This is a genomic window from Bacillus sp. NMCC4 (assembly GCF_002998555.1).
Classification (GTDB): Bacteria; Bacillota; Bacilli; order Bacillales; family Bacillaceae; genus Bacillus.
This window is the reverse complement of record NZ_PVRA01000005.1, coordinates 24325-46746: the sequence shown is the minus strand read 5'-3', so window position 1 is coordinate 46746 and position 22422 is coordinate 24325. Positions and strand designations below refer to the sequence as shown.

The following is a 22422-nucleotide window of genomic DNA, read 5'->3' as shown; positions in this document are numbered from 1 at the left end:
TTGATGAAAAAAAGAACCTTATTAGGCAGCTTTTTGGTGTTCACAGGGCTGATGCTCATCTCCATTCCTTTTATATATGAGTGGCGAACTTCTCAAGAGACAGCAGCAATGGAACAGGCATTAAAGATGATTGAAGAAAATGACAGTGAAGCCCTTTCTTCTATTCCACATTTAACTGTGTCAGAGGAAGACCTACGAGATGTGATGGAGCTAGAGATCCCGTCAATTGATTTAAACGAAAAAGTGCTTCCAGTTACATCAAAAGAAAATTTAGGTATTGCACTGACTCAGATCAAATCTCATCAAATGCCAGGTGAAGGGAATTTCACGATTGCAGGCCATAGAGGGTATAGAGGCGATCGGCTTTTCAGGCAGCTGCCAGAGGTGCCGAAAGGAGAAAAAGTCGTCTTACATTATCAAGCGGAAACATACGAATATAAAATTGTCAGCTCAGCTACGATTGAACCGACGGATATTGATGTACTAAAGGATCGCGGAAAAAATGAACTGACATTGATCACTTGTACTCTTGATGGTCAGAAACGATTTGTCTTAAAAGGAATACGAATCAATGCTTCAAAGGGTGAGCAACCGTCGGATGTATAACACCAACATAATAGATGATGGGTACAATCGAAGAGCAGCGTTGACGACCGACATGTTACACCAATTGTTATCAGAGCATTATCCAACTTTAAAAAACGAACGTTGGGATGTTGATGTAGATACAATTCGGACTTCGCCTATTCTTCATCCTATATTAAAAAGAAAGCTACCAATTGGTATCGAAAAATTCACCTGTGTCTTGTTCACGCAGCAAACAGCCGTTTTTGGAGAGCCTTTGATTGTGTACTTTTTATTAGATGAAAAAGTCGAATCGATTTACGCAATGGATCTCTTGCTCGAGCAGCAAGATACCCATTAAACGAGAAACAAAAAAGGAAGGGGCTTTGACTCCCTTCCTTTTTTGTTATTCAATTACGCAAACAACTTCAGCCCAACGACGCCAATCACAATCAGCAGCAAGCTGAGGATACGAATCATGTTTTTCGGCTCTTTAAATAGAATCATATTAAACAAGACAGAGCCCGCCGTTCCAAGTCCAATCCAGACCGTATAGGCAACGGATACTTGAACGGAAGAGAACGAGGCGTATAAAAACAAAAAGGATAAGGCAAATCCGCCAACAAATAAAATGCCTGTCGTGATTTGCTTTTTCTTACTGAACATATTGAGACCAATGGTTCCGCCAATTTCAAAGGCAGAGGCTAACAGCACAAAAAACCAGCCCATTTATACCGCTTCTCCTTTCTGCTCATGTGCATCCCCATCAGACACTTTCAGTCCAATAATGCCGAGAATTAAAATGCCCATAAATAAGAGCTTTTCTAATGAAAACGAACCGCCAAACAGCGCATAATCCATCAAAGACGTACCAATCGTTCCAACTCCGGCAAACACGGCGTACACGGTGCCTGTCGGCAGCTTCTCGCAGGCTTTCATTAAAAAATAAAAATCAACCGGGATCAGGCAGATAATGATCGCCCACTCCCACACAGCATCAGCTTTATTTAAACCAAACACCCAAAGTAATTCGAATAAACAAGTGAGTGCGACATACATCCAGCTTTTTTTCATCGTATTTCCTCCTAAAACTAAAAACTGACGATTCGTCATTTTGAAACCAAAAAAGAGCGTACAGCAAGTGCTGTACTAAGTTAAGGTGTCTCTATGCCAAGTGCGTAAAGGAGAAATTGCTTCACCTCTCGCTTTTGAATCAGAACCTCTTCTGTATCTGTTTCTGTAAATAAGTACATTTGCTCAGCAGACGATTCCAGTAAACCGATAATGAATTTAGCTGCATATTGACAGTTCAAATTCGCACGGACTCTTTTGTCCTGCTTAGCTTTTTCTAAAAAAGCAGCGACCCATTTGTAAATCGGCTCATAAATATCTTCCCATTCCTTTAAATGCTCCGTGGCAGCTAAACCTGAGTAGGTCAGAGCAAGGACGTCACGGTATTGTCTTGTAAAAGAGAAGATGAATTCAACAAGGGCATCTGCTTGATCGAGGACATCCGCATGCTGTGTTAATTCTTTTTCAATAGCGGGGACCATCTGTGAGATCAGATATTCTGCGATAGCAGGCATGACAGACAGCTTTGAAGGAAAATATAAATAATACGTCCCTTGCGCCACTCCTGCTGCTTTCACAATATTCGAAATGGTCGTCTTTTCAATTCCTTTTTCTTTAAACGCGTCAATGGCAGCAAGCATAATCTTTTCTCGTTTCGACACATCTTCACCGACCTTAAATGACTGAATGTCAGTCAGTTTAGCGGAAAAATGACGATTTGTCAATATGGTATTCTCGTCATTGAATATGAGAATAAGTGATGAATAGATGCGGGCAGGCCTGAATAAGCTGTAAATATGGTCAAGCATCATGTGAGAAAGGGGCAGCTCTCCGTATGACATCCAGTGCTATAGTTTCCATTGCTTATTTTCTCCTGCTCGTCCCGCTCTATCTACATATGAGATACAGACAGGCGAAAAAGCAAAAACGATTTATCTATTTACGTACAGAATTAGTTCTTGCCTGTCTATTTATTTATACGAATGTTTTATTATATTTGACGGTCTTTCCAAATCGTTTTTCCGCACCAAGGGATCAGGTGAGTGTCAACCTCATGCCTTTGCAGTCCATTTATCAAAATCTTCACGCCTACCATCACGGCTATCCCAATCTTGTTTTTTTAAATCTGGCAGGGAACATTTTGTTATTTGTGCCACTTGGTTTTTTTCTATATCAAGCATTTCGTACCATGCGCTGGCAAAAGGCGATTCTTGCTGGCTTTTTCTTGTCAACAATGATTGAAGTGCTTCAATGGATGTTCTCGCAATCTGGTATTATTACAAGAAGCAGCGATATTGATGATATCCTCTTAAATACACTTGGCACAGCGCTAGGTTGTATTTTGTATCGGATGTATCGACAAAGGAAGGAGAAAATCAAGTGAAGCGAGTTTGTATCATTCCATGTGGGGCTAAGAAAATTTGGGACGTCCATCCAGAGGCAGGGAGCCAGCCGGCGAATCTTGTTTATTTAAGTCCGCTGCATCAGCGTACGAAAAGCTATGCCCAAACGTTCTTTTCAGACTGGCTGATTTTATCAGCGAAGCATGGATTCTTAAAGGCAGATGAGATCATCCATGAAAATTATGATGTGGCTTTTGGTACACCGCATGCTGATCAAATGACACGAGAAGCACTAAGGCAGCAATTTCATGAAAAACATCTCACTGCATATGATGAACTAGTGATTCTAGGTGGAAAGAAATATCGAAAGGTGATCGATCCTTTGTTACTTCCTCATCAAACAGCGATTTATCCGCTGGCTCCATATAAAGGAATTGGCTACATGCTTCAGGCGTTAAAGCAAGCCGTTGAGACAAAAGTAGAACTTCCGCCGCATATTTAAACCATTCACATCTACTGGTAGGCAGGGTTTTGATCATCAAAAAGAGAATGAATGAAGTAGCGATGCTGATTGTTTCATATCTTTTCAGCAGCCACTAGGATGTCCGCATCGCTTAGAAGAGGTGGCTATTTGAAAAAGGGGGCGTATGAACATGACAACCATCTATTTAGCTGGTGATTCAACCGTTTCATCTTACCCAGACCGTCCTGTTCAAGGAGGATGGGGAGAGTTTTTACATCGCTATACAGCGCAAGGCGTGAGCGTCGAAAACCGTGCAATCGGTGGAAGAAGCTCAAAAACATTCATTGAAGAAGGACGGCTTGATGACATATTGGCTGACATTCAGCCAGGGGATTGGCTGTTCACACAAATGGGGCACAATGATGCTTCAAAGGAGAAGCCCGAGCGGCATACAGATCCTTTCACGACGTATAAAAGCTATTTGTCTCAATATATTCATGGAGCAAGAGCGAAAGGAGCAACACCGCTTTTATTAACGCCAGTCGGCCGCTTTCATGAAAAAGACGGTGAATATATCAATGATTTCCCTGATTACTGTGCCGCTATGAAAGAACTAGCCGATGAAGAAGAGGTCCTGCTCGTTGATTTGAATACGGCAAGCCTTCAGTTTTATCAAATTTCCGGCATAGAGAAAACGACCTCTTACTTTATGCTGTCAACAGGCATAGAGGATCGCACGCACTTTACAAAAGAAGGAGCAGATGCGATCGCACGACTTGTTTCGCTTGAATTAAAAGACCTTGGATTAACGATTGTGTGATGGATGACAGGACGAGTAAGCGCTCGTCCTGTTCTTTTTTGTAGAAAGCTATTGATTCCTTTCACCAGAGTAGACTACAATAGATACATATGATAATGAGAATCAATATCACTGACAAATAGATCAATCGATGAAAAACTGGAGGGACTCAAATGACAGAGCAGCTTGAATTGTTTGACGTCACCATTATTGGCGGCGGTCCAGCAGGAATGTACACCGCCTTTTATAGTGGGATGCGAGACTTAAAGACCAAGGTACTTGAATATAACGAAAGCCTTGGCGGAAAAATCCTACTGTATCCTGAAAAAGTCATTTGGGATGTAGGGGGTTTGCCGCCAACAAGAGGCGAACAGCTGATTCAGCAGCTGAAAACGCAGGCGAAAACATTTGAACCAGAGATCGCACTGAATCAAAAAATCACAACATTTGAGCGCGATGAACATCATAATATTTTACTGACGGCTGAAAATGGTGATCGCCATTTGACGAAGACCCTCATTTTAGCGATGGGCCACGGCATTCCTGTCCAGCGGAAACTTGAAATCGAGCATGCAGACCGCTATGAAGTGACAAACCTTTATTACACAGTGCAGGAGCTTAAGACATTTGCAGGAAAGCGGGTTGTTATCTCTGGAGGCGGCGACTCAGCGGTTGACTGGGCAAATGCCCTTGTTCCAATTGCTGAAAGTGTGACCGTCGTGCATCGCCGTGACATGTTTGGCGGACATGAGAAAAACGTCGCCAACATGAAGGCATCTTGCACACGAATTTTAACCCCGCATGAACTGACAGAACTTCATGGTCAAGGCGATAAAATTGATGCTGTCACCATCCAAAACATAGAGACAGGTGAAATCGAACGAATGGAAACAGACGCTGTCATCGTCAATCACGGCATGAAAGGCGATTTAAGTGTTCTATCAGAATGGGGACTCAAGCAGGGTGAATGGGGACTGATCGAGGTCAATGAAAAAATGGAAACCAATTTACCAGGCGTCTATGCGGTAGGTGATTTATGTACACATAAAAGCAAGGTCCGCTTAATAGCTGGGACATTTGTTGACGGAGTCAATGCGCTCAATAGCGCAAAGCTTTATATCGAACCAGAAGCCGAAAAAGTGGCGTACGTGTCCTCACATAATGAACGCTTTAAAGAGAAAAACAAAGAATTGCAAACGGCTGGAGCTCGTTAAATCATTCAAATCACATCATAAAAGTGCTGCCCGCATGTGGCAGCACTTTTTATGTGGGGCTATGAACTGCGGGGCGCAAATAACATCACACTGACCCCAGCCAAACAGATCAAAGCACCTATCCAGTCATAGAGATCAGGTGTTTTACGATCGACCCACCAGCCCCAAAACACAGCAAGAACCACAAACACACCGCCATAGGCCGCATAAACTCGTCCAAAGGTAGGAAACTGCTGGAAGGTAGGGATGATCCCATAAGCGACGAGGATGAGGCTCCCAGCAATCCCGTAGCTGACGGGTTTGGCTTCACGCAGCCAAAGCCACACAAGGTAGCCGCCGCCAATTTCTGCTATTCCTGCTAATAAAAAAAGAACGATCGTCAAGATCATTGAAGGACACTCCAATTCGTTTCGTTACCTTCTATTATGACATGTTGAAAAAATGAGTTCTACTTCATTTACATTGTGAGGGAGATATAGCGAGGGAGCGAAAGGCTTTGAAGAGATCCTAAATGTGCAACCTATCCAAAAACATCAGAAAATTATGATAAAATGTGGAAAAGAAGCATGGAGAAAGGGAGTGCGAGCGAGTGAAAGCCGTTGGACTATTGGAGTACTTACCGATTGAGCATGAGCAAAGCCTGATGGATCAGGAAGTAGAAAAGCCTAAAGCAACGGGCAGGGATATACTGGTGAAGGTAGAGGCAGTCTCAGTGAATCCAGTTGATACAAAGGTGAGATCACCGAAGGATCAGAAGGAAGAAGAACTGAAAATTCTTGGCTACGATGCAAGCGGCACGGTTGTTGAAGTCGGTGAAGCGTGTACATTATTTCAGCCTGGTGACCACGTGTACTATGCGGGAGATATCACGCGTCAAGGCTCAAATAGTGAGTATCAGCTTGTGGATGAACGTATTGTGGCGAAAAAGCCTGCCAATCTCTCCTTTGCAGAAGCAGCCGCGATGCCTCTTACGACGATTACGGCATATGAAGCGTTATTTGACCGGATGCATATGAAGCGAAATGCAGAAGGGGCAACATTGCTAATCATCGGTGGTGCAGGCGGAGTAGGTTCTATCGCCATTCAACTAGCCAAATTAGCGAATGCCACTGTGATCGCTACCGCATCAAGACCTGAAACAAAAGAGTGGTGTCTGTCATTAGGTGCCGATCATATCATTGATCATCATGAGCCGCTTCTCGCGCAGCTTCAGGAAAAAGGAATAGGCGAAGTGGATTTTATTTTATGCTTAAATGACACAGATGGACATTTCAAAGGCATGGCAGAAGCCATAAAACCTCAAGGCACGATCTGTACCATTGTCGAGAACCAACACAACCTAGACATTCAATTACTCAAAAATAAAAGTGCTGCATTTGTATGGGAGTTCATGTTCACACGCCCTATGTACAAAACAGCGGACATGATCAAACAGCATGAGCTTTTAACAGAGGTAGCTGAGTTATTTGAACAGGGAACATTAACGCATACCTTAACAAAGGTTCTCAGTCCGATCAATGCCGCTCATTTGAAGCAGGCACATCAAACGCTTGAGCAAGGAAAAATGATTGGTAAATTTGTGCTGGAAGGATTTGAGAGAGGAGAGAGCGTATGACGTCATTACAATATCCGATTGGCTTATATGAACCGGTTGAAGAAAAAACGAAAGAACAGCTTGAGGCATGGATTGATCAGTTGGCTGCGATTCCACAAGAGTATGAAGCGGTGACCTATCAGTTGACAGATGCTCAGCTAGATACACCCTATCGGCCTGGAGGATGGACCGTCCGTCAGCTCATTCATCACGTAGCAGACAGTCATCTGAATGCATACTTACGATTCAAGCTTGCGCTCACAGAAGAAACACCGCACATACGTCCATATGATCAGGCGGGATTCGCCGAGCTTCCAGACACCAAAGCGCCCATCAGCCTATCACTGCCCTTAATCAGCAGTCTGCATCGCAGGTGGGTTACATTACTTCGAGGGATGTCAGAGGAAGACTTCACTGCGTCCTATTATCACCCAGCCGATCAACAAACGGTGTCCTTATATGATGCAACAGGAATGTACGTCTGGCATTCAAAGCATCACCTTGCCCATATCACGGAGTTAATCAAAAAAAATCAGTGGAATTAAAGGAGACATCATATGTCTGGTAGAAAAATTGTTGGCGCCATGTTTATTTGCATGGCGGCATTGTTTTATATAGCGAAATATGTTCTTTTGGAGATACGTTATAGTAACAGCTTAATAATCCAATTTTCCCTCGATTTTCATCTTTCATTAACATAATAACTGCACTTACTTGTGCCAACGCTTCTACAATTAGAACACCTGGCAATACTGGATATTCTGGAAAGTGACCATTAAAGCACTCTTCATTAGTAGTAACATTTTTAATTCAAACTGCGCGTTTTCCCTCCTCTATTTCAAGAATACAATCAACTAATAAAAACGGATAACGATGTGGAATAATTTCTTTAATTTGTTGAGTATTGAACATGACTCCCTCTCCCTTTTTATATTTTCACAAGCGGATTTTCAATTATCAGTATTTTCATTTTTAATTTTTGACAATATTAGTATCTGGTACTAATATTAGATTATAAAACTAAGTGTAATTATAGTAAAGGGGGAGAAACAAATGATGTCAAAAGCAAGAATTACAGCTATTGGTACCTATGTACCTGAAAAGAAATTAACAAATTTTGAGCTTGAGCAAATGGTCGAAACAAGTAATGATTGGATTATCCAAAGAACAGGAATTCATGAACGTAGAATAACTCGTTCTGATGAATTTACCAGTGATTTATGTGTGTCTGCTGTAAAAGATTTAATGCACAGATATAATAAAAAAGTTGAAGATGTAGATATGATTATTGTAGCAACTAGTACACCAGATTTCCCATTCCCATCTGTTTCCAGCATAATACAGGATCAATTAAATATAAACCAAGCAGGTGCTATAGATTTAAGTGCAGCGTGTGCAGGATTTGTTTATGCATTGCATACAGCAAACGGTTTAATTTCTTCTGGACTCCACAAAAAGGTATTAGTTATTGGAGCAGACACAATCTCAAAAATTACGGATTATGCCGATAGAAGTACATGCATTCTATTTGGTGATGGTGCTGGTGCAGTATTAGTTGAAAGAGATGAACAATCCAACGACTTCATTGGATTCCATCTAGGAAGTGATGGAAGAGGAGCGCAACATGTATATCGTTCTGGACTATCAAAAAAGGTCAATGATATTGAGTTAATCGATACTCAATGTCTTGTACAAAATGGTAGAGAAGTTTTTCGATGGGTTGTAAGAAATATTCCAGACAGCATACGAAAGATTTTAGAAAAAACACAAACGAGTTTAGATCAAGTTGATTGGTTTATACCCCATAGTGCTAACTTAAGATTGATAGAACCAATTTGTGAAAAATTAGAATACTCATTGGAAAAGACACTTTATAGCTTAGTCAATTATGGAAATACCTCTGCTGCTACAATTCCTTTAGCTCTTGACCTTGGAATCCGTGAAGGAAAAGTCAAAAATGGAGACCGAGTTCTTATGTACGGTTTTGGGAGTGGTTTGGTTCACGCAGGACAACTTTTAGAAATAAATTTTGACCAACTAATTAATGCTCCAACCCCGTTGTAATAGATTTTACATAATGATTAACAAAGAAATGAATTTGATTTTAAGAATTGGTTGCCAATTGACAACTCAGTTTGCTTATCTTCAATTATTGGGTGCGATAGTTAAAGATTACATTTTTTAGTAAACTGAAAGTTTGAAGGTGCGAACTAGGGATTATTTATATAAGAAAGGCTGTGAAGTTAATTAAGAGATTATAAAGCAATGCTATTTGATTTAGATGACACCTTACTTAATAGTGATAGGGTACCGCCAGCATTTCGGAAAAAAACCACGTTAAGCAAAAACATACAATAAGCCGTCCATATGGACAGCTTATTTACATAAAATTCGTTATTGGAAGTGCATTTTTGTCATTAATTACTTTGAGGGTTATAAATTCAAATACATATTTTATAAATGATATATTAACATTCTATAATTAATTATAATGAATTTTTGGTGGGTAAGGAGAGATATGTATTGGTTATTTAACAATAAAGTTCTTTTAGCAGTTATTGTATTAACATTTTTAATTTCTATCTTAGCTTATCCGTTTAGTTATAACGAAATTCCAATACATTTTAATGGATGGAATGAGTCTGACTTAATTGTAAAAAAATATATCGGACTTTTTATTTCTCCAGTATGTATGATTATTGCCTATTATATGAATAAAATTTCAATTCAAGCTTTCTATGCAATATATTTATTTGCGATTCTTCAAATGGTAATAATTTATATGGCTATATATTAATTTAAATTATTATTTGATCTTATTCTAAGGAAAACATGAATACTTTATACAAACCTAATTAACATAACGTCTCATTTAACGGTAGCAAATATAGAGGAGGAACCCTACTCTCACAATGGACCCCCCTTTTTTTGTTCTATAAATCTATGCATTTTTTTATACATTCCTATCTGGCGCGGTTTTAGGGTCCTTGTTTGTTACTGGATTATCTTAAAAGTTGTATAAAATCTTGCATACTCTTAGCGTGGTTTTTTTCCGAAATTCTGGCGGTACCCCTTAGCGTGGGTTTTATGTCATTTGGTTGGCGGGACCCCATTCCTGGTATTGCCCGGAAGTTTATTTTTTGAACTTCCGTAAAAATCAAAACTATTGCACACACCACCTTCAAAGTTCATTTCGTGTCACCGGTCAGCTCGTAATCATCTTTATCAAAAGAAACTGTCACTCTGTCCAAACGATTTCCACCAGGATACAAAGTAAGCTGTTGGTCAAATTTTATTCCAAAGGGTGAGACTGTTTGATGGATCAGGTTTAAAACCTTAAAACATTCCAAGTCAACTCCTTCTTTTAATTGATTCTTAAGATTAATAAGAATCAAACTTTCAACTTGTTCAAATTTAGGTTTACGAGTTGATATTCCCTGATCTTCACAGAGTTTTATCAACAAATTTTTATAATGATCTCTTTCTGCCATAAATACACCTCACTAATAAATAGGGAATTAGCAAGATGAATAACATTTCTTCTGCCTGGAAAACTCAATTCTTTTATTCGTTTTTATATGACTTCTTATAACGATCTAACTTACTCTTAAATGTTTGGAATACTTCTTCTGTATCTCATCAGTACTTTTACAGACCTTACAACTTAAATCATGCCCTCCACCAACTACCTTTTATGGGATGACAGGGGAGTTATTCAAAAAACGTTTATCCTCTCAGATAAACTAGTAGAAGAAGAAATAAAAAAGACGGACCTCAAGTGACCGTCTTTTTTCCTTTTCATGTTTAGCCGCGTTCAGGACGCAGTGCTTTTTCTAAAATAGCCAGCCCTTCGTTGACTTTTTCTTTTTCCTCGTCATTGAGCCGTTGCAGGGAATTTTTGATTTTTTCGTGTCCTTTTTGATAAATGCTTCTGAAAATATTTTTCGCTTCCTCCGTTAGTTCTACGACAATGATTCTCCGGTCACGCTCAGAGTGTTTTCGCTCGACAAAGTGAGACTGTTCTAACCGGTCAAGCAGACCTGTCATATTGGATAGAGAAGCGCCCATTTTTTCAGCGATTTCGGATACTTTGAGAGAGCCATGGTTATTGAGCAGCATGAGCACCTTCATTTGAGGCATACTCATATCGAGCTTCATCCATTCTGAAACATCTCCAAGACCTGCAGCTGTGAGTACTTTCATATAAAGCACCCATGTCTTTTTTTCCTCTGGAGATAGAATCTCTTCTTTTAATACAGTGGTGTCATGAATATTATATTCCACGCTTGTTCACTTCCTTTAAGCGGCTCTTTTCTCTATACTACTGATTTTTACTTCTAATTGAAAGGTTCGTCAAGCTTTTGAATGTTAAACTGCATGAATCAAGTGGTATTTGTTGTATAATAATGTTCAGTCTAAATAAATGAAGCAACCTAGAAAGTTGGGGAAAACATGTGGAACAAAAAAACGGGTATGACGATCTTAAAAATGCTTTTTCCGATCGTGATCATCCTTGTCTTAATTTTTGTCGCCAAGCAGGAGCTGAGCGGCCTTTCCATTAAAAAGACGTTTTATATTATTGACAGCTTGAATCGAATGGACTTGTTTATTCTTGTCTTTCTTGGACTTGTCGCAGTGTTATCGATGTCCTTATATGATTTTATTTTACGAAGAAGCCTTAATATGCCCATCAGCGGCTGGAAAACGATTCGCATTTCCTGGATTGCGAACTCCTTTAACAGTGTCCTTGGGTTCGGCGGTCTATCAGGAGCAGGGCTTAGAACGCTTCTATACAAGGAGTACATAACCGATACGAAAAAACTGCTGAAAGGCATTGCCCTTTTGACTTCCTCGGTCCTTTTGGGCTTATCTATTTTCAGTGATCTGATCTTGGTGAGGGTGCTTCCTGTAGAAAGTATTATCAGCCAAGAGCCGTGGCTATGGGCCTTTGTTATCATCTTTGCCTGTATTGTACCGATATATATCATCATGGCATCAATTCGAAAAAGCTCGATTGAGAGCGGTGAAAATGGACTGAAGCATCCAATTTACGCTTATATCGGTGCATCGTTTTTAGAATGGCTGGCAGCTGGTCTTGTCATGTACATGGCTGTCGTCTCTATGGGGATGAATGTCGATGTCCGGATTGTATTAGGCGTATTTGCGATTGCGTCAATCGGTGGTTTAATCAGTATGGTTCCGGGCGGATTTGGTTCGTTTGATCTCATCTTTTTACTCAGCATGCAGTACATTGGGTTTGATAAAGAGATGGTGCTGACGGCGCTCGTTTTGTACCGCTTCGTGTACTCGATTTTCCCGTTTATCCTTGGGCTTTGTCTAGCTGCTTACGATTTAACGGGAACGACGCTTAGACGTCTTGAAGGCAATCCGAGAATGGCACCTGCCATAGAAACAACGAACGTCTTAATTGTGTTGCACCGTGCTTTATTAATCCGTTTATTGTACGGATCATTATCAATTTTAACCTTCGGAAGCGGCTTGCTCATCATGGCGTCTGTTGTGCTTCCTGTCGATCGATTAGGCGTGATTACCAGCATTCCACGCTTTCTGTTATCAGGATTTAATGGTCTTTCTTTAATGTTCGGAATCATTCTGATGATATTGTCCATTGAAGTGTATAAACGAACAAAAAGATCGTACGTGCTGACGATGATCGCCCTAGCAGGCGGCTTTGTGTTTACTTTGTTAAAAGGATTTAACCTGAGTCTCATCTTTATTCTGCCAGTCATCATGGCTGTATTTTTCTCTCTTCGAAATCAATTTGTGAAGCAGCAGGCCCCTTATTCGTTGTATCAGTTTGTGGCGGCCGCCGCTGGATATTTACTCGTGCTGTTTAACTATAATGTCATCGGCAACTTTATTTGGACAAAAATTGGGCATTTCTTGAGTAAGGATTACCTGGTGCATAATGAACGGCATATCACGATGACGAGCATGATTGCTCTCATCGGTGTACCACTTTTCTTTTTCATTAGTAAATTGATTTTTAATAAAAAAGCATTTCCTATTGGAGAAATAGCAGATGAGGAAAAATTAAAAACGTTTTTAGAGGAAAAGGGCGGAAATGCCCTCAGTCATCTTGGCTTTTTAGGCGATAAAAAATTATTTTTCTCAAGTGATGGAGAGGCGATGCTTCAATTTGGACGAATTGGCCGCTGCGTCATTGTGCTCGGAGATCCCTCTGGACGTAAAGCGTCCTATCCACTTGTGCTTGAGGAGTTTTTACAGCAGACCGAAAAAGCAGGCTATCGTGTCGCTTTTTATCAAGTAGAACGGGAAGGGATGGCGCTTTATCATGACTTAGGCTTTCATTTCTTTAAGCTTGGAGAAGAAGCCATGGTCGATTTAGAAACGTTCTCTCTCTCCGGTAAGAAAAAATCAAATTTACGGGCTGTGGCCAATAAGTTTGAACGAGAAGGCTATACGTTTGAAATGCTGGAACCGCCTTTTTCAGATGAGTTCATTTCAACCTTAAAACAGATTTCTGACAGCTGGCTCGGAAAGAAAAAAGAAAAAGGATTTTCGCTCGGCTATTTTCAAGAAGATTATCTTCAAAAAGCACCGGTTGCGATTCTGAAGGATGAACAAGGGGAGATCATTTCTTTTGTGTCACTAATGCCGATGTATCAAGAAGGGGAGATTTCCATCGACTTAATGCGTCATATGCATGATGCACCGAACGGGATGATGGATGCGCTGTTTATCCACCTTTTTCAATGGGCGAAAGAAAAAGGCTACAAATCCTTTAACATGGGAATGGCGCCTTTATCAAATGTAGGGACGTTTCATCAGTCCTTCCTCACGGAGCGTTTGGCGAGTGTCATTTTCAACAACGTCAGATTTATGTACAGCTTCAGTGGATTAAGGTCGTTTAAACAGAAATATAAACCCGAGTGGCGCGGAAAATATTTAGCGTATAAAAAGAATACTTCATTACCTGTCACAATGGTGCTTGTCACCAAGCTGATTGGGATGGACCCAAATCGCAACCGGCGTCCATAGATCAAAAACCTTTACCTTTCACTAGGTGAAGGTTTTTTTAGACAAAAGAATAGCAAAAGTGGTAAAGTTGAAGGGTAAGGGGGATGTAAATATGACATTAAATGAATGGTTTACAAAGGGATTAACTGAACGTACATATGTACACAACATGGAGAAAAACCGAGAAAATCTGCTCACGGTGTACAATCAGTACGCAATTCATCAAAAAGAAAAAGAGCTGCTTCAAAAGCTGCAAAAGAAAAAGCTCAGAGCGCTTGTCATCACAGCGGATTGGTGCGGGGATGCGATGGTCAATGTACCAATTTTCATGCGTATCGCGAGTGAAGCACTCATTGATGCGCGCTATTTCATTCGGGACGAGCATCTAGACCTGATGGATCAGTATTTAACGAACGGGACCGCAAGATCGATTCCGATTATCGTGATCATTGATCAGGACGGGAATGAAGTAGGAAAATGGGGGCCACGCTCAACAGAAGCACAGCGCTTTGTTGATGAGAAAAAACCAGACAAGGATGCACCTGATTTTGAAGAAGCTTTTCAAGTATTTGCGAAAGAAGCCGCACATCACTATACGACAGATCGTTACTTATGGAAAGATATTGAGAAAGAAATAGTAGAAGTTTTGGAAAAAATATAAACCAAAAGACTACTTCGCCGCAACGGGAAGTAGTCTTTTTTTATCTTGTTTTTGCGTCTCACCTACAAAACACCGCATAAAGATGTAGAAAAACCGCAGAATTCTACAAAAAACCGCAGAAAACCGCAAAGCATCACGATTTTCCCAACCATTTTTAGTTGAAAAACCTCATATGTGCCATGAAAACCTCAATTTTGCCCTTATCTAAAGGCTCATATAACGCACGTTGGTTTGCTTTTTCCCAATACAAGAGGCCCAGCAACTATAGTAATCTAGTTGTAATCTCCTTTGAACGAACTAAAAAACAAATGACGGAAAAGGGCTGGCGATCAATCTATGAAAAAAATCATTTATCTCGATCAAGAAAAAAAGAAGCTCGCTGAATCGAAAAAAAGAGAACAGCGTTCCATCAAATCACTGAGGCTGCTTGTGTTTTATGACGGGCAAAGTCCTTCATGTGCAAAAGCGATTGACTTGTTGAAAGCTCTCGATTGGAAGAACCGTATTCATTTTGAATCCTTTAGGCATTCGCAACTGCTCAAGCTCAACAAAATAAGTGAAGAGAAGGCAGAAAAACGAATCGTGTCTATTTCCTTAGCCAAAAACCAAAAAAATTCGGGGATCTATACGTGGCTGCGAATTGCCTGCAATATCCCTGCATTATGGGGAACGGTCCCATTCATCGTGCTCAGCATTTGGTTAGGCTTTGGACAGCATGCGTATGATTATTTTGCGAGAAAACGGTACATTCATTCTGTCAAACAAGTCACTCGTCCTGGTACAGATCAACAGAAGACCATTTAATGAATAGGAAAAGCATGACCTTCGATCGGCAGAAGGTCATGCTTTTTTGTAATAGGGAACATATGATGCTAAGTGATCAAGCAGCGTTCTCGTATAGGACATATATGCACGTTCGTCAAGCTCAGAAGCCGCATAGGAAAGCAAGGTTCTAAGAGCAAACAAGTACTCACTGTGCAGCTCATTTTGTTTAAAGTAAGGAAGGGCTGCTTCGATCAAATAGGTTTTCAAATCAAGAGGGTTTTCCTCAATCATCAATTTATAGATTTTGATCATATATAAACAATTTGGCTGAATACGAGGCTGTTTTAAGAGCTCGTGTATGTAGGGAAGTGCCTTTTTGCGGTCGTATTCAGCATATAATGTCGCAATTTCATACAATGTTTCACAGTAACGGTCTTCTATCTGTTCTTGATTAAAGTAATTGAGTGAATCTAGTAAATAAGGCACAGCTGAAGAGAAATCGCCTTCACGTTTTAAGAGCACCCCATAATAAAAATAAGCCGTCATTTTAATATAGGCATCAGGGTGAAGGGACGTGTGCATAATCACTTCTTTTAAATATTTCTTCGCCGTTTGAAAGGCTTTTAGTTCCAGTGAGATCACGCCATGAATGAGTGTACAGTGAATAATCCGCTTGAAATTGTTCTTTTGTCTATATAAATCCATCGCTTGATGTGTCGCTTCAAGCGCATCACCAAGATGTCCCATATTTCCGAGTGCTTTTGCATAGTGATAATATAGGTCACTTTGTTCAACAGACGCGTAAGAAAAGCAGCTCTCAAGTTTTTTTAAGCCTTCTTCAAGCTGACCATTTTTTATTAGATGAATGCCATCTAAATATTCGAAAATTTCTTTTTCTGTTTCAATAAAGGTTTTTTCAAACTTTTTAAGCACGCGGTGTGTTTTTAAGGCAAGCGGCTGTTTGTCCGTTAATAAATAAAATTGAAATAAGGACAGATGATACTGAATGCCTAAATCCAGCGAAAAGAACTGCTCCTCGTGCTGAATGATCATTTCTGCATTTTGTTCTGCCTGATCGAGTGCATAGAAATACATATTCATTTGAAACTCGTCCAAGAGTGACAGCAGGTGACGCGCCTTTTGTGACAGCGTTTCTTGACTGATGCCCAGCCGTTCAAGCAGTAAATTGATGGTATCTTGATTGGCCTCCTTTGAGCCATTTTCGATTTTACTTAAATGAGAGACAGAACAAATTCCTTCTGCCAATTCAGATTGGGTCATATTTTGTTTATAACGGTAGAGCTTGATGATTTGCCCGATATTGATTTTCATTCCATCCAGAAGCCTCCCTTCCAATCATGGGTTGAAAGCCTTTTGACAAAATAACCGAATCAGACAAAATGGGAATACCTGAAACCATTTCATCATCATGGTTTTTTTATCAAAATTTGTTTAAAACGTAATATGATTGTAACATTACTTGAAAAAGTCAAACAACTTTTTAGCAGACAGGAAGGGAAACACCATTTGCAAATTGCCCTAAATGATGTTTATAATGTGAATGAGAATCAATTTCAATTAAGATTGATTGAAAGGATGACAGATATGCCAGAAATCAAACAACAAACAGAAGCGTTAACGATTCGAGACGCTGTCAGATATAGACGATCCATTCGAAAATTCAAAGAGACGCCGGTGACCATTGAGCAGCTTCAGCCGCTATTAGAGGATGCGGTCTATGCACCGAACCATAAAATCACGGAGCCATGGCGCTTTCTATATGCGGTGACGGATGAGGCCAAAGCAACTTTTGTTGATCGCTTCATTGCGTTCTTTCAGCGCAACAACCCAGATGCAAAGGAAGAAAAGATCAATCAATATAGAGATTACTTTTCTAAGGTCCCAGCGCTTTTACTAGTAGTGTTAAAGGAAGACGAGAATCCAGTGGTGAGAAATGATGATTTTGCCGCTGTGAGCGCGCTCATTCAAAACTTCCAGCTGCTTGCTTGGGATCAAGGGATCGGTATGGTCTGGAAGAGCGGCCGCATTTTATATGACAAAGGCTTTCAACAAGACATGGGCTTAAAGGAAAACGAGCGTTTTGCTGCGATCCTTCACATTGGTTATCCAGAAGAGGTGCCTGAGGAAAAATCACGTCAGAAAGCATCAAGTCTTTTAACTGAAATTCAATAAAAGAAAAGCAGACCGCTAAAGTGTCTGCTTTTTTACTTATTGTTTTTTGGCGCGCTGGTCGGCTGCTTTCATACGTGCCATTGCTTTTACGTCATTTGGATCTGCAAGTTCTTTGGAAAATTCAACATATTCGCCATCCGTCTCTTGTGCTGCAAGCTCGTGGTTGGATTTTTGGTGTTGGTCTTTTTTCAAAGCCTTTCCCTCCTTTACAAGATCACTTTAGTTATGTGCTTGTTGGAGTGGAATATCCATCTTATTTGTTTCTTTTTTCTGCTGCTGCTCTTTCTGCTTTTTTGAATTCCTGCTGATACAGGACTTCCTGGGTTTTCTTCAGCTTTGAAGTTGGCTGGTGTTCTTTTTTCTTCATCAAAATCGCCCCCTCATCTCATTTCTAATAGGATGGGTGTTTTTGACAAAATTTATTCCTCTGAATGCAAAATCGCTTCTTTTAGTTCAGGATGCAAAAAGTCATAAGAAGAAAGCAGTGCCTTTTTCGGCAGCGCACGCTGGCCTTCTAAAACAAGTAATGACATTTCACCAAGTGCCGTTTGAATGACAAAGGATGGGACCTTCAGCCAGTGAGGGCGGTGAAGGGCAGACGCAATCGTTTGTCCGAGCTGCTTCATTTGCACAGGATTCGGTGATGTGACATTGAGTGGACCTGAGAAGTCGTCATGGTGTATCGCATAAGCAATGAGGTGTGCCACATCTTCGACATGAACCCATGAAACCCATTGCGAACCAGAGCCGATCGTCCCGCCGGCAAACAGCTTATATGGCAGAGTCATCAGTGGCAGTGTACCTTTTTCTCCTAACACGACACCAAACCGTGTGTAGACGGTACGAATGCCGAGTGCTTCAATCTTTTGCCCCTCAGCTTCCCAAAGCTTTGAGGTATGACTTAAGAAATCAGTATCCGCAGGAGGTGATTCCTCCGTAAAATCTCCTGTTTGAGACATGCCATAAATTCCGACAGCACTAGCTTGAATGAGCACAGATGGTTTCGATTCCTGCGCCTCTATAATGCGTCTCACTTCTTGTGTGGATTGAATACGGCTAGAGAGGATGCCTTCTTTTGCCTTGTCTGTCCAGCGGGTGAAAATGGATTTTCCAGCAAGGTTAATCCAGACATCAATGGCAGGCAGTTCATGCTCAGGCGCAGCACCTTCTGTCAGCCACTGCACATAGTGTAAATGATTTTGTTCGGATTCCTTTGGATTTCTTGTTAAAATATATAGATGATGTCCTTCAGCAGCGAGCACTTTAGTGACGTGCTGGCCGATAAAACCGGTTCCTCCGGTGATGGCGATATTCAATTGACATCTCTCCTCTCATATACATACCTATATTTTTCACGATTTTGAATCAGAAGAAACATCCTGATTGTTTTAAAAAAGGAGTGATCACAGGATGCCCTATATTACAAAAATCTCCGCTCAGAAAAACAATACGGAGCGGGTGAACATCTTTCTTGATGAAAAGTACGCCTTTAGCGTTGATCTAGATGTGCTCGTCCAGCACGATTTGAAAAAAGGGAAAGAGCTGGACGAAGCAGATATCATTGAAATTCAATTCGGTGATGCTGTGAAAAAAGGATTTCAGCAGGCCGTCGATTATTTATCCTACCGAATGAGATCGGTGAAAGAAGTGACCGATTATTTGACGAAAAAAGAAATTCCAGCGCCTGCTATTAGTGAAATTATACACAAATTAAAGCATTACAAGTATGTAAATGATCTTGAATTTGCGGAAGCCTATGTAAGTACCCACCGTAAAACGAACAGCAAAGGGCCGTCCGTCCTGAAAAAAGAGTTAAAGCTTAAAGGCATAGACGATGACACCATTGAACAAGCGCTATCGCAATATCCTGATGACTTACAGCTGGAGGAAGCCGTCAATCAGGTTCTCAAGCTTGTGAGAAAAGAAAAGAATCGTTCTGCAAAAGAGATCGAGCAGCGCATCAAGCTTCAGCTTCAGCGAAAGGGATTTTCGTTTGCGATCATTGATAAAGCCCTTCAAGAAGCCTATGATGGACAAGAAGAGGAAAAGGAAGAAGAAGCCCTCCTCTATATGCTGGAGAAGGCAAAACGCAAGGTAGGATATGACGGATCATTTGAAAAGAAGATGAAAGTGAAGCAGTTTTTATTCAGAAAAGGCTTTGATCTCGATACAATTGATCACGTTTTAGACAAAGGGGAATGACAGATGGAAAAACGTTATAGTGAGATGACGGAATACGAATTGAAGCAGGAAATTGCCTCTCTTTCTGAAAAAGCACGAAAGGCTGAGCAGCTTGGCATTGTCAATGAATATGCCGTCTTAGAACGGAAAATCGATATGGCCAAAGCCTACTTATTAGATCCCGCCCTCATTCAAACCAAAACGACTTATCAAATCAAAGATACAGACGAGCAATTTTACGTGGAATATTTAAATGGCGTATTTGCGTGGGGATACAGAGTATCGGCTCCAAATAAGGAAGATGCCCTGCCGATTTCAATGCTTACGCAAAAGAACTGATCCGGCGTGTAGGCAAACCCTCGCATTCGGTGTCAGGTCTGTACGCCGGTGCTCACGAATGTCAAATTCGCTCCGCTCCGGTGCTCGCCCTTCCTAGGGCTGCAAAGGTTTTCTATCACGCTGAAAAGAAGACAAAGGGTTAAAATAAAAATCATTTTAGCCCTTTGTCAACAATCTAAAGGACTGATCCTAAGATCAGTCCTTTTCTTTACTTCGAACGCTGTTTACGGACGTTGTTCTGAAGTACGATGTCGTGCTGCGTTTGCTGCGTTTCTCCGTTGACCTGAGAGGCAGAATGCTTTGCATTCGCCCATGGTTGAGGGTAAGCGGTTGTCCTTAATTGAACAAAGTCTTCCATATACGATTTCCCATTTGAACTCATATCTCAAGCACTCCCTTTGGAAAAATTAGCGTTTCCCTGATGCCCTCATACGTTCCTGTGGACGTGTATTCGTCTCACCATTCGGCCTTTTAGACGCATAAGCATCTGTGGCGCCTGGTTCGCCTTCAAATTTGTGATTCACTTGATTTGGAAAGCCTTTTGCTTTATTACGCATATCGATTCCCTCCAAACAATACAAATCATTTGCGTCTTTTGAAGACGTAAGGGTAGTATATGAAAAAAGAGGTTTTTTTAAAAAGGCACTTTCTGCTAGATGAAGGAGGAACCGACATGGAACAATACTTTGAGCGACTAACAGAACAACTCATGGAAAAAAACAATATGCTGACATATGAAGAAGCACGTACATGGGTAGAGCTGCTTTGGAGTGATTTTGAAACGACCTATGCAAAGGCTGGCCGCAAGTATAAAGGACAGGAAACAACAGAACGGATTGTCCAAGAATGGATTGAGAGCTACGGTGCACAGCTGCATTTATTTCAAAATAAACAATCAAAGGCAAACGAGCATCTGCAAGGGCAGAACAAAGGGCTGCTTCATTAAAAGAAGTGCCCGCTCATCTTTTTCAATAAATAGGAAAATATATAAATAAGCAAACAATTTTATGATACAATACCCAGTCTGTGATCGAAATTACAGGCTTTTTACAATGGTTAAACTTAAAATTACATTAAATTCATCTTACTGAAAATCACTGGAAATAAAACTTTGATATAATGGAACGATTAAAGAGACATGTAATTTATGGATAATAAAAAAGGGTTTCGTTTTCTGACAAAAAAGGAATAATGAACATAACAGACTATGTGAAAAAAGTGAAGAGAAGGTGCGATATGGAACGAGAATTGCTCTCTGTTATAATTCCTTCTTACAATGAAGGTGAAAACATCAGACGAATCTTTGAGGCACTCGAGGAAGAGTTTCGCGATTTTCATTATAACTTTGAAATCATCTTTGTGAATGATGGAAGCAAGGACAACACACTTCAATACATGAGAGAGCTCTCTCGCAAAAGTGCAAAGGTCAAATACATTTCCTTCTCGCGTAACTTTGGGAAGGAAGCCGCTATTCTGGCAGGACTTGAATATGCGAAGGGAGTAGCTGCGATCATCATGGACGCCGACCTGCAGCACCCAACGTATTTGATTCAGGATTTTGTCAGAGGGTATGAAGAAGGCTATCATCAAGTCATTGCCAAACGGAACCGTAAAGGAGACAGCAAGCTTCGCTCTTACTTAGCATCCATGTACTATAAAGTGATGAACAAGGTAGTAGAAGTGGACTTGCGTGATGGCGTCGGGGATTTCCGTTTAATTTCACGCCAAGCAATCGATGCATTGCTTCAGCTGAAAGAGGGAAATCGTTTTTCAAAAGGGCTTTTTTGCTGGATTGGGTTTGAAGAAAAGGTCATCTATTATGAAAATGTAGAAAGACAGCATGGTGATACAAAATGGTCACTGAAGAAGTTATTTAACTATGGCATAGATGGCGTCATTTCTTTTAACAACCGCCCGCTGCGTATTTGTTTTTATACTGGCATACTGATCTTATTCCTCTCTTTGATTTACATCGTGGCCACCTTTATTCAAATTGTTAGAACGGGCGTGATGGTACCGGGTTATTTCACTTTAATATCGGCTGTGCTTTTCCTCGGAGGTGTCCAGCTTTTGAGTCTAGGTGTGATTGGAGAATATATTGGCCGTATTTATTATGAAACGAAAAAGAGGCCGCATTATTTGATCCAAGAATCAAATGTCATGCAGCAAGAGACAAGCTCAAAGGAACAAGACCGAGTGTTAACACAGTTATTTAAATAACGTGGAGTCAAAT

General features: G+C 40.6%; 30 protein-coding genes and 1 pseudogene. 18 read left to right on the top strand and 13 right to left on the bottom strand.

Going from position 1 to position 22422, the window contains the following annotated elements; translation table 11 throughout:
• Positions 1 to 3 precede the first annotated feature (3 nt).
• A complete protein-coding gene (locus C6Y02_RS11960) occupies positions 4 to 606 on the top strand; it encodes a class D sortase (protein ID WP_106031435.1) in 603 nt (200 codons plus the stop codon).
• The gene (locus tag C6Y02_RS11955; protein ID WP_034665060.1) at positions 599 to 925 is read left to right on the top strand and encodes a hypothetical protein; all 327 of its coding nucleotides are present in this window, start codon (positions 599 to 601) and stop codon (positions 923 to 925) included. Before C6Y02_RS11960 ends, C6Y02_RS11955 begins: the two co-directional genes overlap by 8 nt.
• A 53-nt stretch (positions 926 to 978) precedes the next feature.
• Here the strand turns inward: C6Y02_RS11955 and C6Y02_RS11950 are convergent, their stop codons facing one another.
• The 3 genes from C6Y02_RS11950 to C6Y02_RS11940 form a co-directional block, all read right to left on the bottom strand.
• Positions 979 to 1293 (bottom strand): DMT family transporter, encoded by a 315-nt coding sequence (locus C6Y02_RS11950; protein ID WP_034665057.1) that lies wholly within the window; start codon positions 1291 to 1293, stop codon positions 979 to 981.
• Complete coding sequence (locus C6Y02_RS11945) at positions 1294 to 1638, bottom strand: DMT family transporter (RefSeq protein WP_017358819.1); 345 nt, start codon at positions 1636 to 1638, stop codon at positions 1294 to 1296.
• An 80-nt stretch (positions 1639 to 1718) separates the two neighbouring features.
• On the bottom strand, positions 1719 to 2297 hold the full coding sequence (locus C6Y02_RS11940) for a TetR/AcrR family transcriptional regulator (protein WP_106031434.1): 579 nt from the start codon (positions 2295 to 2297) through the stop codon (positions 1719 to 1721).
• A gap of 173 nt (positions 2298 to 2470) precedes the next feature.
• Between C6Y02_RS11940 and C6Y02_RS11935 the strand changes: the two genes are divergently transcribed.
• The 4 genes from C6Y02_RS11935 to C6Y02_RS11920 all read left to right on the top strand — a co-directional run bounded on the left by C6Y02_RS11935 (position 2471) and on the right by C6Y02_RS11920 (position 5454).
• Positions 2471 to 3019, top strand: coding sequence for a VanZ family protein (locus C6Y02_RS11935; RefSeq protein WP_106031323.1), 549 nt, complete (start codon positions 2471 to 2473; stop codon positions 3017 to 3019).
• On the top strand, positions 3016 to 3480 hold the full coding sequence (locus tag C6Y02_RS11930; protein WP_095286097.1) for a DUF6884 domain-containing protein: 465 nt from the start codon (positions 3016 to 3018) through the stop codon (positions 3478 to 3480). The genes C6Y02_RS11935 and C6Y02_RS11930 overlap by 4 nt, the downstream gene beginning before the upstream one ends.
• A 151-nt stretch (positions 3481 to 3631) precedes the next feature.
• Positions 3632 to 4261: a rhamnogalacturonan acetylesterase gene (locus tag C6Y02_RS11925; protein WP_106031322.1), complete on the top strand. Its 630-nt coding sequence runs from the start codon at positions 3632 to 3634 to the stop codon at positions 4259 to 4261.
• A gap of 152 nt (positions 4262 to 4413) precedes the next feature.
• A complete protein-coding gene (locus C6Y02_RS11920) occupies positions 4414 to 5454 on the top strand; it encodes an NAD(P)/FAD-dependent oxidoreductase (RefSeq protein ID WP_106031321.1) in 1041 nt (346 codons plus the stop codon).
• A gap of 59 nt (positions 5455 to 5513) precedes the next feature.
• Here the strand turns inward: C6Y02_RS11920 and C6Y02_RS11915 are convergent, their stop codons facing one another.
• Positions 5514 to 5843 carry a YnfA family protein gene (locus C6Y02_RS11915; RefSeq protein ID WP_106031320.1) on the bottom strand — a complete coding sequence of 110 codons (330 nt, stop codon included), beginning with the start codon at positions 5841 to 5843 and terminating at the stop codon, positions 5514 to 5516.
• A gap of 200 nt (positions 5844 to 6043) precedes the next feature.
• Between C6Y02_RS11915 and C6Y02_RS11910 the strand changes: the two genes are divergently transcribed.
• Together C6Y02_RS11910 and C6Y02_RS11905 are read left to right on the top strand one after the other, a co-directional pair.
• On the top strand, positions 6044 to 7069 hold the full coding sequence (locus tag C6Y02_RS11910; protein WP_075611046.1) for a zinc-binding alcohol dehydrogenase family protein: 1026 nt from the start codon (positions 6044 to 6046) through the stop codon (positions 7067 to 7069).
• On the top strand, positions 7066 to 7593 hold the full coding sequence (locus C6Y02_RS11905; RefSeq protein ID WP_075611047.1) for a YfiT family bacillithiol transferase: 528 nt from the start codon (positions 7066 to 7068) through the stop codon (positions 7591 to 7593). Before C6Y02_RS11910 ends, C6Y02_RS11905 begins: the two co-directional genes overlap by 4 nt.
• A 76-nt stretch (positions 7594 to 7669) precedes the next feature.
• Here the strand turns inward: C6Y02_RS11905 and fabZ are convergent.
• Positions 7670 to 7960: pseudogene (gene fabZ, locus C6Y02_RS11900) on the bottom strand (3-hydroxyacyl-ACP dehydratase FabZ); the annotation flags it as partial.
• Positions 7961 to 8101: 141 nt separating this feature from the next.
• Between fabZ and C6Y02_RS11895 the strand changes: the two are divergent.
• Together C6Y02_RS11895 and C6Y02_RS11890 are read left to right on the top strand one after the other, a co-directional pair.
• Positions 8102 to 9112 (top strand): ketoacyl-ACP synthase III, encoded by a 1011-nt coding sequence (locus tag C6Y02_RS11895; RefSeq protein ID WP_075611048.1) that lies wholly within the window; start codon positions 8102 to 8104, stop codon positions 9110 to 9112.
• A 454-nt stretch (positions 9113 to 9566) separates the two neighbouring features.
• Positions 9567 to 9845 carry a DUF1648 domain-containing protein gene (locus C6Y02_RS11890; RefSeq protein ID WP_075611049.1) on the top strand — a complete coding sequence of 93 codons (279 nt, stop codon included), beginning with the start codon at positions 9567 to 9569 and terminating at the stop codon, positions 9843 to 9845.
• Between the two features lie 391 nt (positions 9846 to 10236).
• Here the strand turns inward: C6Y02_RS11890 and C6Y02_RS11885 are convergent, their stop codons facing one another.
• Both C6Y02_RS11885 and C6Y02_RS11880 read right to left on the bottom strand, forming a co-directional pair.
• Positions 10237 to 10539 (bottom strand): hypothetical protein, encoded by a 303-nt coding sequence (locus C6Y02_RS11885; protein ID WP_095286102.1) that lies wholly within the window; start codon positions 10537 to 10539, stop codon positions 10237 to 10239.
• 313 nt (positions 10540 to 10852) lie between these two features.
• Positions 10853 to 11332 (bottom strand): MarR family transcriptional regulator, encoded by a 480-nt coding sequence (locus C6Y02_RS11880; protein WP_003217817.1) that lies wholly within the window; start codon positions 11330 to 11332, stop codon positions 10853 to 10855.
• A 168-nt stretch (positions 11333 to 11500) separates the two neighbouring features.
• On the opposite strand from C6Y02_RS11880, the gene mprF reads away from it, so the two are divergent.
• The 3 genes from mprF to C6Y02_RS11865 all read left to right on the top strand — a co-directional run bounded on the left by mprF (position 11501) and on the right by C6Y02_RS11865 (position 15515).
• Positions 11501 to 14071, top strand: coding sequence for a bifunctional lysylphosphatidylglycerol flippase/synthetase MprF (gene mprF / locus C6Y02_RS11875; protein ID WP_034665032.1), 2571 nt, complete (start codon positions 11501 to 11503; stop codon positions 14069 to 14071).
• Between the two features lie 91 nt (positions 14072 to 14162).
• Positions 14163 to 14711, top strand: coding sequence for a thioredoxin family protein (locus C6Y02_RS11870; protein WP_034665029.1), 549 nt, complete (start codon positions 14163 to 14165; stop codon positions 14709 to 14711).
• A 336-nt stretch (positions 14712 to 15047) separates the two neighbouring features.
• Positions 15048 to 15515 carry a thiol-disulfide oxidoreductase DCC family protein gene (locus tag C6Y02_RS11865; RefSeq protein WP_066031146.1) on the top strand — a complete coding sequence of 156 codons (468 nt, stop codon included), beginning with the start codon at positions 15048 to 15050 and terminating at the stop codon, positions 15513 to 15515.
• A gap of 36 nt (positions 15516 to 15551) precedes the next feature.
• On the opposite strand, the gene C6Y02_RS11860 is transcribed toward C6Y02_RS11865, so the two are convergent.
• Entirely contained in the window at positions 15552 to 16808 is a 1257-nt protein-coding gene (locus C6Y02_RS11860; protein WP_034665024.1) for a transcriptional regulator, read from the bottom strand.
• A 273-nt stretch (positions 16809 to 17081) separates the two neighbouring features.
• On the opposite strand from C6Y02_RS11860, the gene C6Y02_RS11855 reads away from it, so the two are divergent.
• Positions 17082 to 17669, top strand: coding sequence for a nitroreductase family protein (locus C6Y02_RS11855; RefSeq protein ID WP_223256567.1), 588 nt, complete (start codon positions 17082 to 17084; stop codon positions 17667 to 17669).
• Positions 17670 to 17705: 36 nt separating this feature from the next.
• Here C6Y02_RS11855 and C6Y02_RS11850 read toward each other — a convergent pair whose 3' ends face one another.
• From C6Y02_RS11850 to C6Y02_RS11840, 3 genes are all read right to left on the bottom strand, one after another.
• Entirely contained in the window at positions 17706 to 17861 is a 156-nt protein-coding gene (locus C6Y02_RS11850) for a YfhD family protein (protein ID WP_034665021.1), read from the bottom strand.
• Positions 17862 to 17922: 61 nt separating this feature from the next.
• On the bottom strand, positions 17923 to 18036 hold the full coding sequence (locus tag C6Y02_RS11845) for a YfhE family protein (RefSeq protein WP_080869592.1): 114 nt from the start codon (positions 18034 to 18036) through the stop codon (positions 17923 to 17925).
• 52 nt (positions 18037 to 18088) lie between these two features.
• Entirely contained in the window at positions 18089 to 18985 is an 897-nt protein-coding gene (locus C6Y02_RS11840) for a TIGR01777 family oxidoreductase (RefSeq protein WP_106031318.1), read from the bottom strand.
• A gap of 94 nt (positions 18986 to 19079) precedes the next feature.
• On the opposite strand from C6Y02_RS11840, the gene recX reads away from it, so the two are divergent.
• Both recX and C6Y02_RS11830 read left to right on the top strand, forming a co-directional pair.
• Positions 19080 to 19871, top strand: coding sequence for a recombination regulator RecX (gene recX / locus C6Y02_RS11835; RefSeq protein ID WP_060595806.1), 792 nt, complete (start codon positions 19080 to 19082; stop codon positions 19869 to 19871).
• 3 nt (positions 19872 to 19874) lie between these two features.
• A complete protein-coding gene (locus tag C6Y02_RS11830) occupies positions 19875 to 20189 on the top strand; it encodes a YfhH family protein (protein WP_106031317.1) in 315 nt (104 codons plus the stop codon).
• A 208-nt stretch (positions 20190 to 20397) separates the two neighbouring features.
• On the opposite strand, the gene C6Y02_RS11825 is transcribed toward C6Y02_RS11830, so the two are convergent.
• Both C6Y02_RS11825 and C6Y02_RS11820 read right to left on the bottom strand, forming a co-directional pair.
• Positions 20398 to 20571, bottom strand: a complete 174-nt coding sequence (locus tag C6Y02_RS11825; protein ID WP_003217811.1) for a YpzG family protein — start codon at positions 20569 to 20571, stop codon at positions 20398 to 20400.
• Between the two features lie 25 nt (positions 20572 to 20596).
• Positions 20597 to 20746, bottom strand: a complete 150-nt coding sequence (locus C6Y02_RS11820) for a small, acid-soluble spore protein K (RefSeq protein WP_003217849.1) — start codon at positions 20744 to 20746, stop codon at positions 20597 to 20599.
• 116 nt (positions 20747 to 20862) lie between these two features.
• Between C6Y02_RS11820 and C6Y02_RS11815 the strand changes: the two genes are divergently transcribed.
• A complete protein-coding gene (locus tag C6Y02_RS11815; RefSeq protein WP_034665009.1) occupies positions 20863 to 21135 on the top strand; it encodes a YfhJ family protein in 273 nt (90 codons plus the stop codon).
• Positions 21136 to 21425: 290 nt separating this feature from the next.
• On the top strand, positions 21426 to 22409 hold the full coding sequence (locus tag C6Y02_RS11810; protein ID WP_034665005.1) for a glycosyltransferase family 2 protein: 984 nt from the start codon (positions 21426 to 21428) through the stop codon (positions 22407 to 22409).
• Positions 22410 to 22422 lie beyond the last annotated feature (13 nt).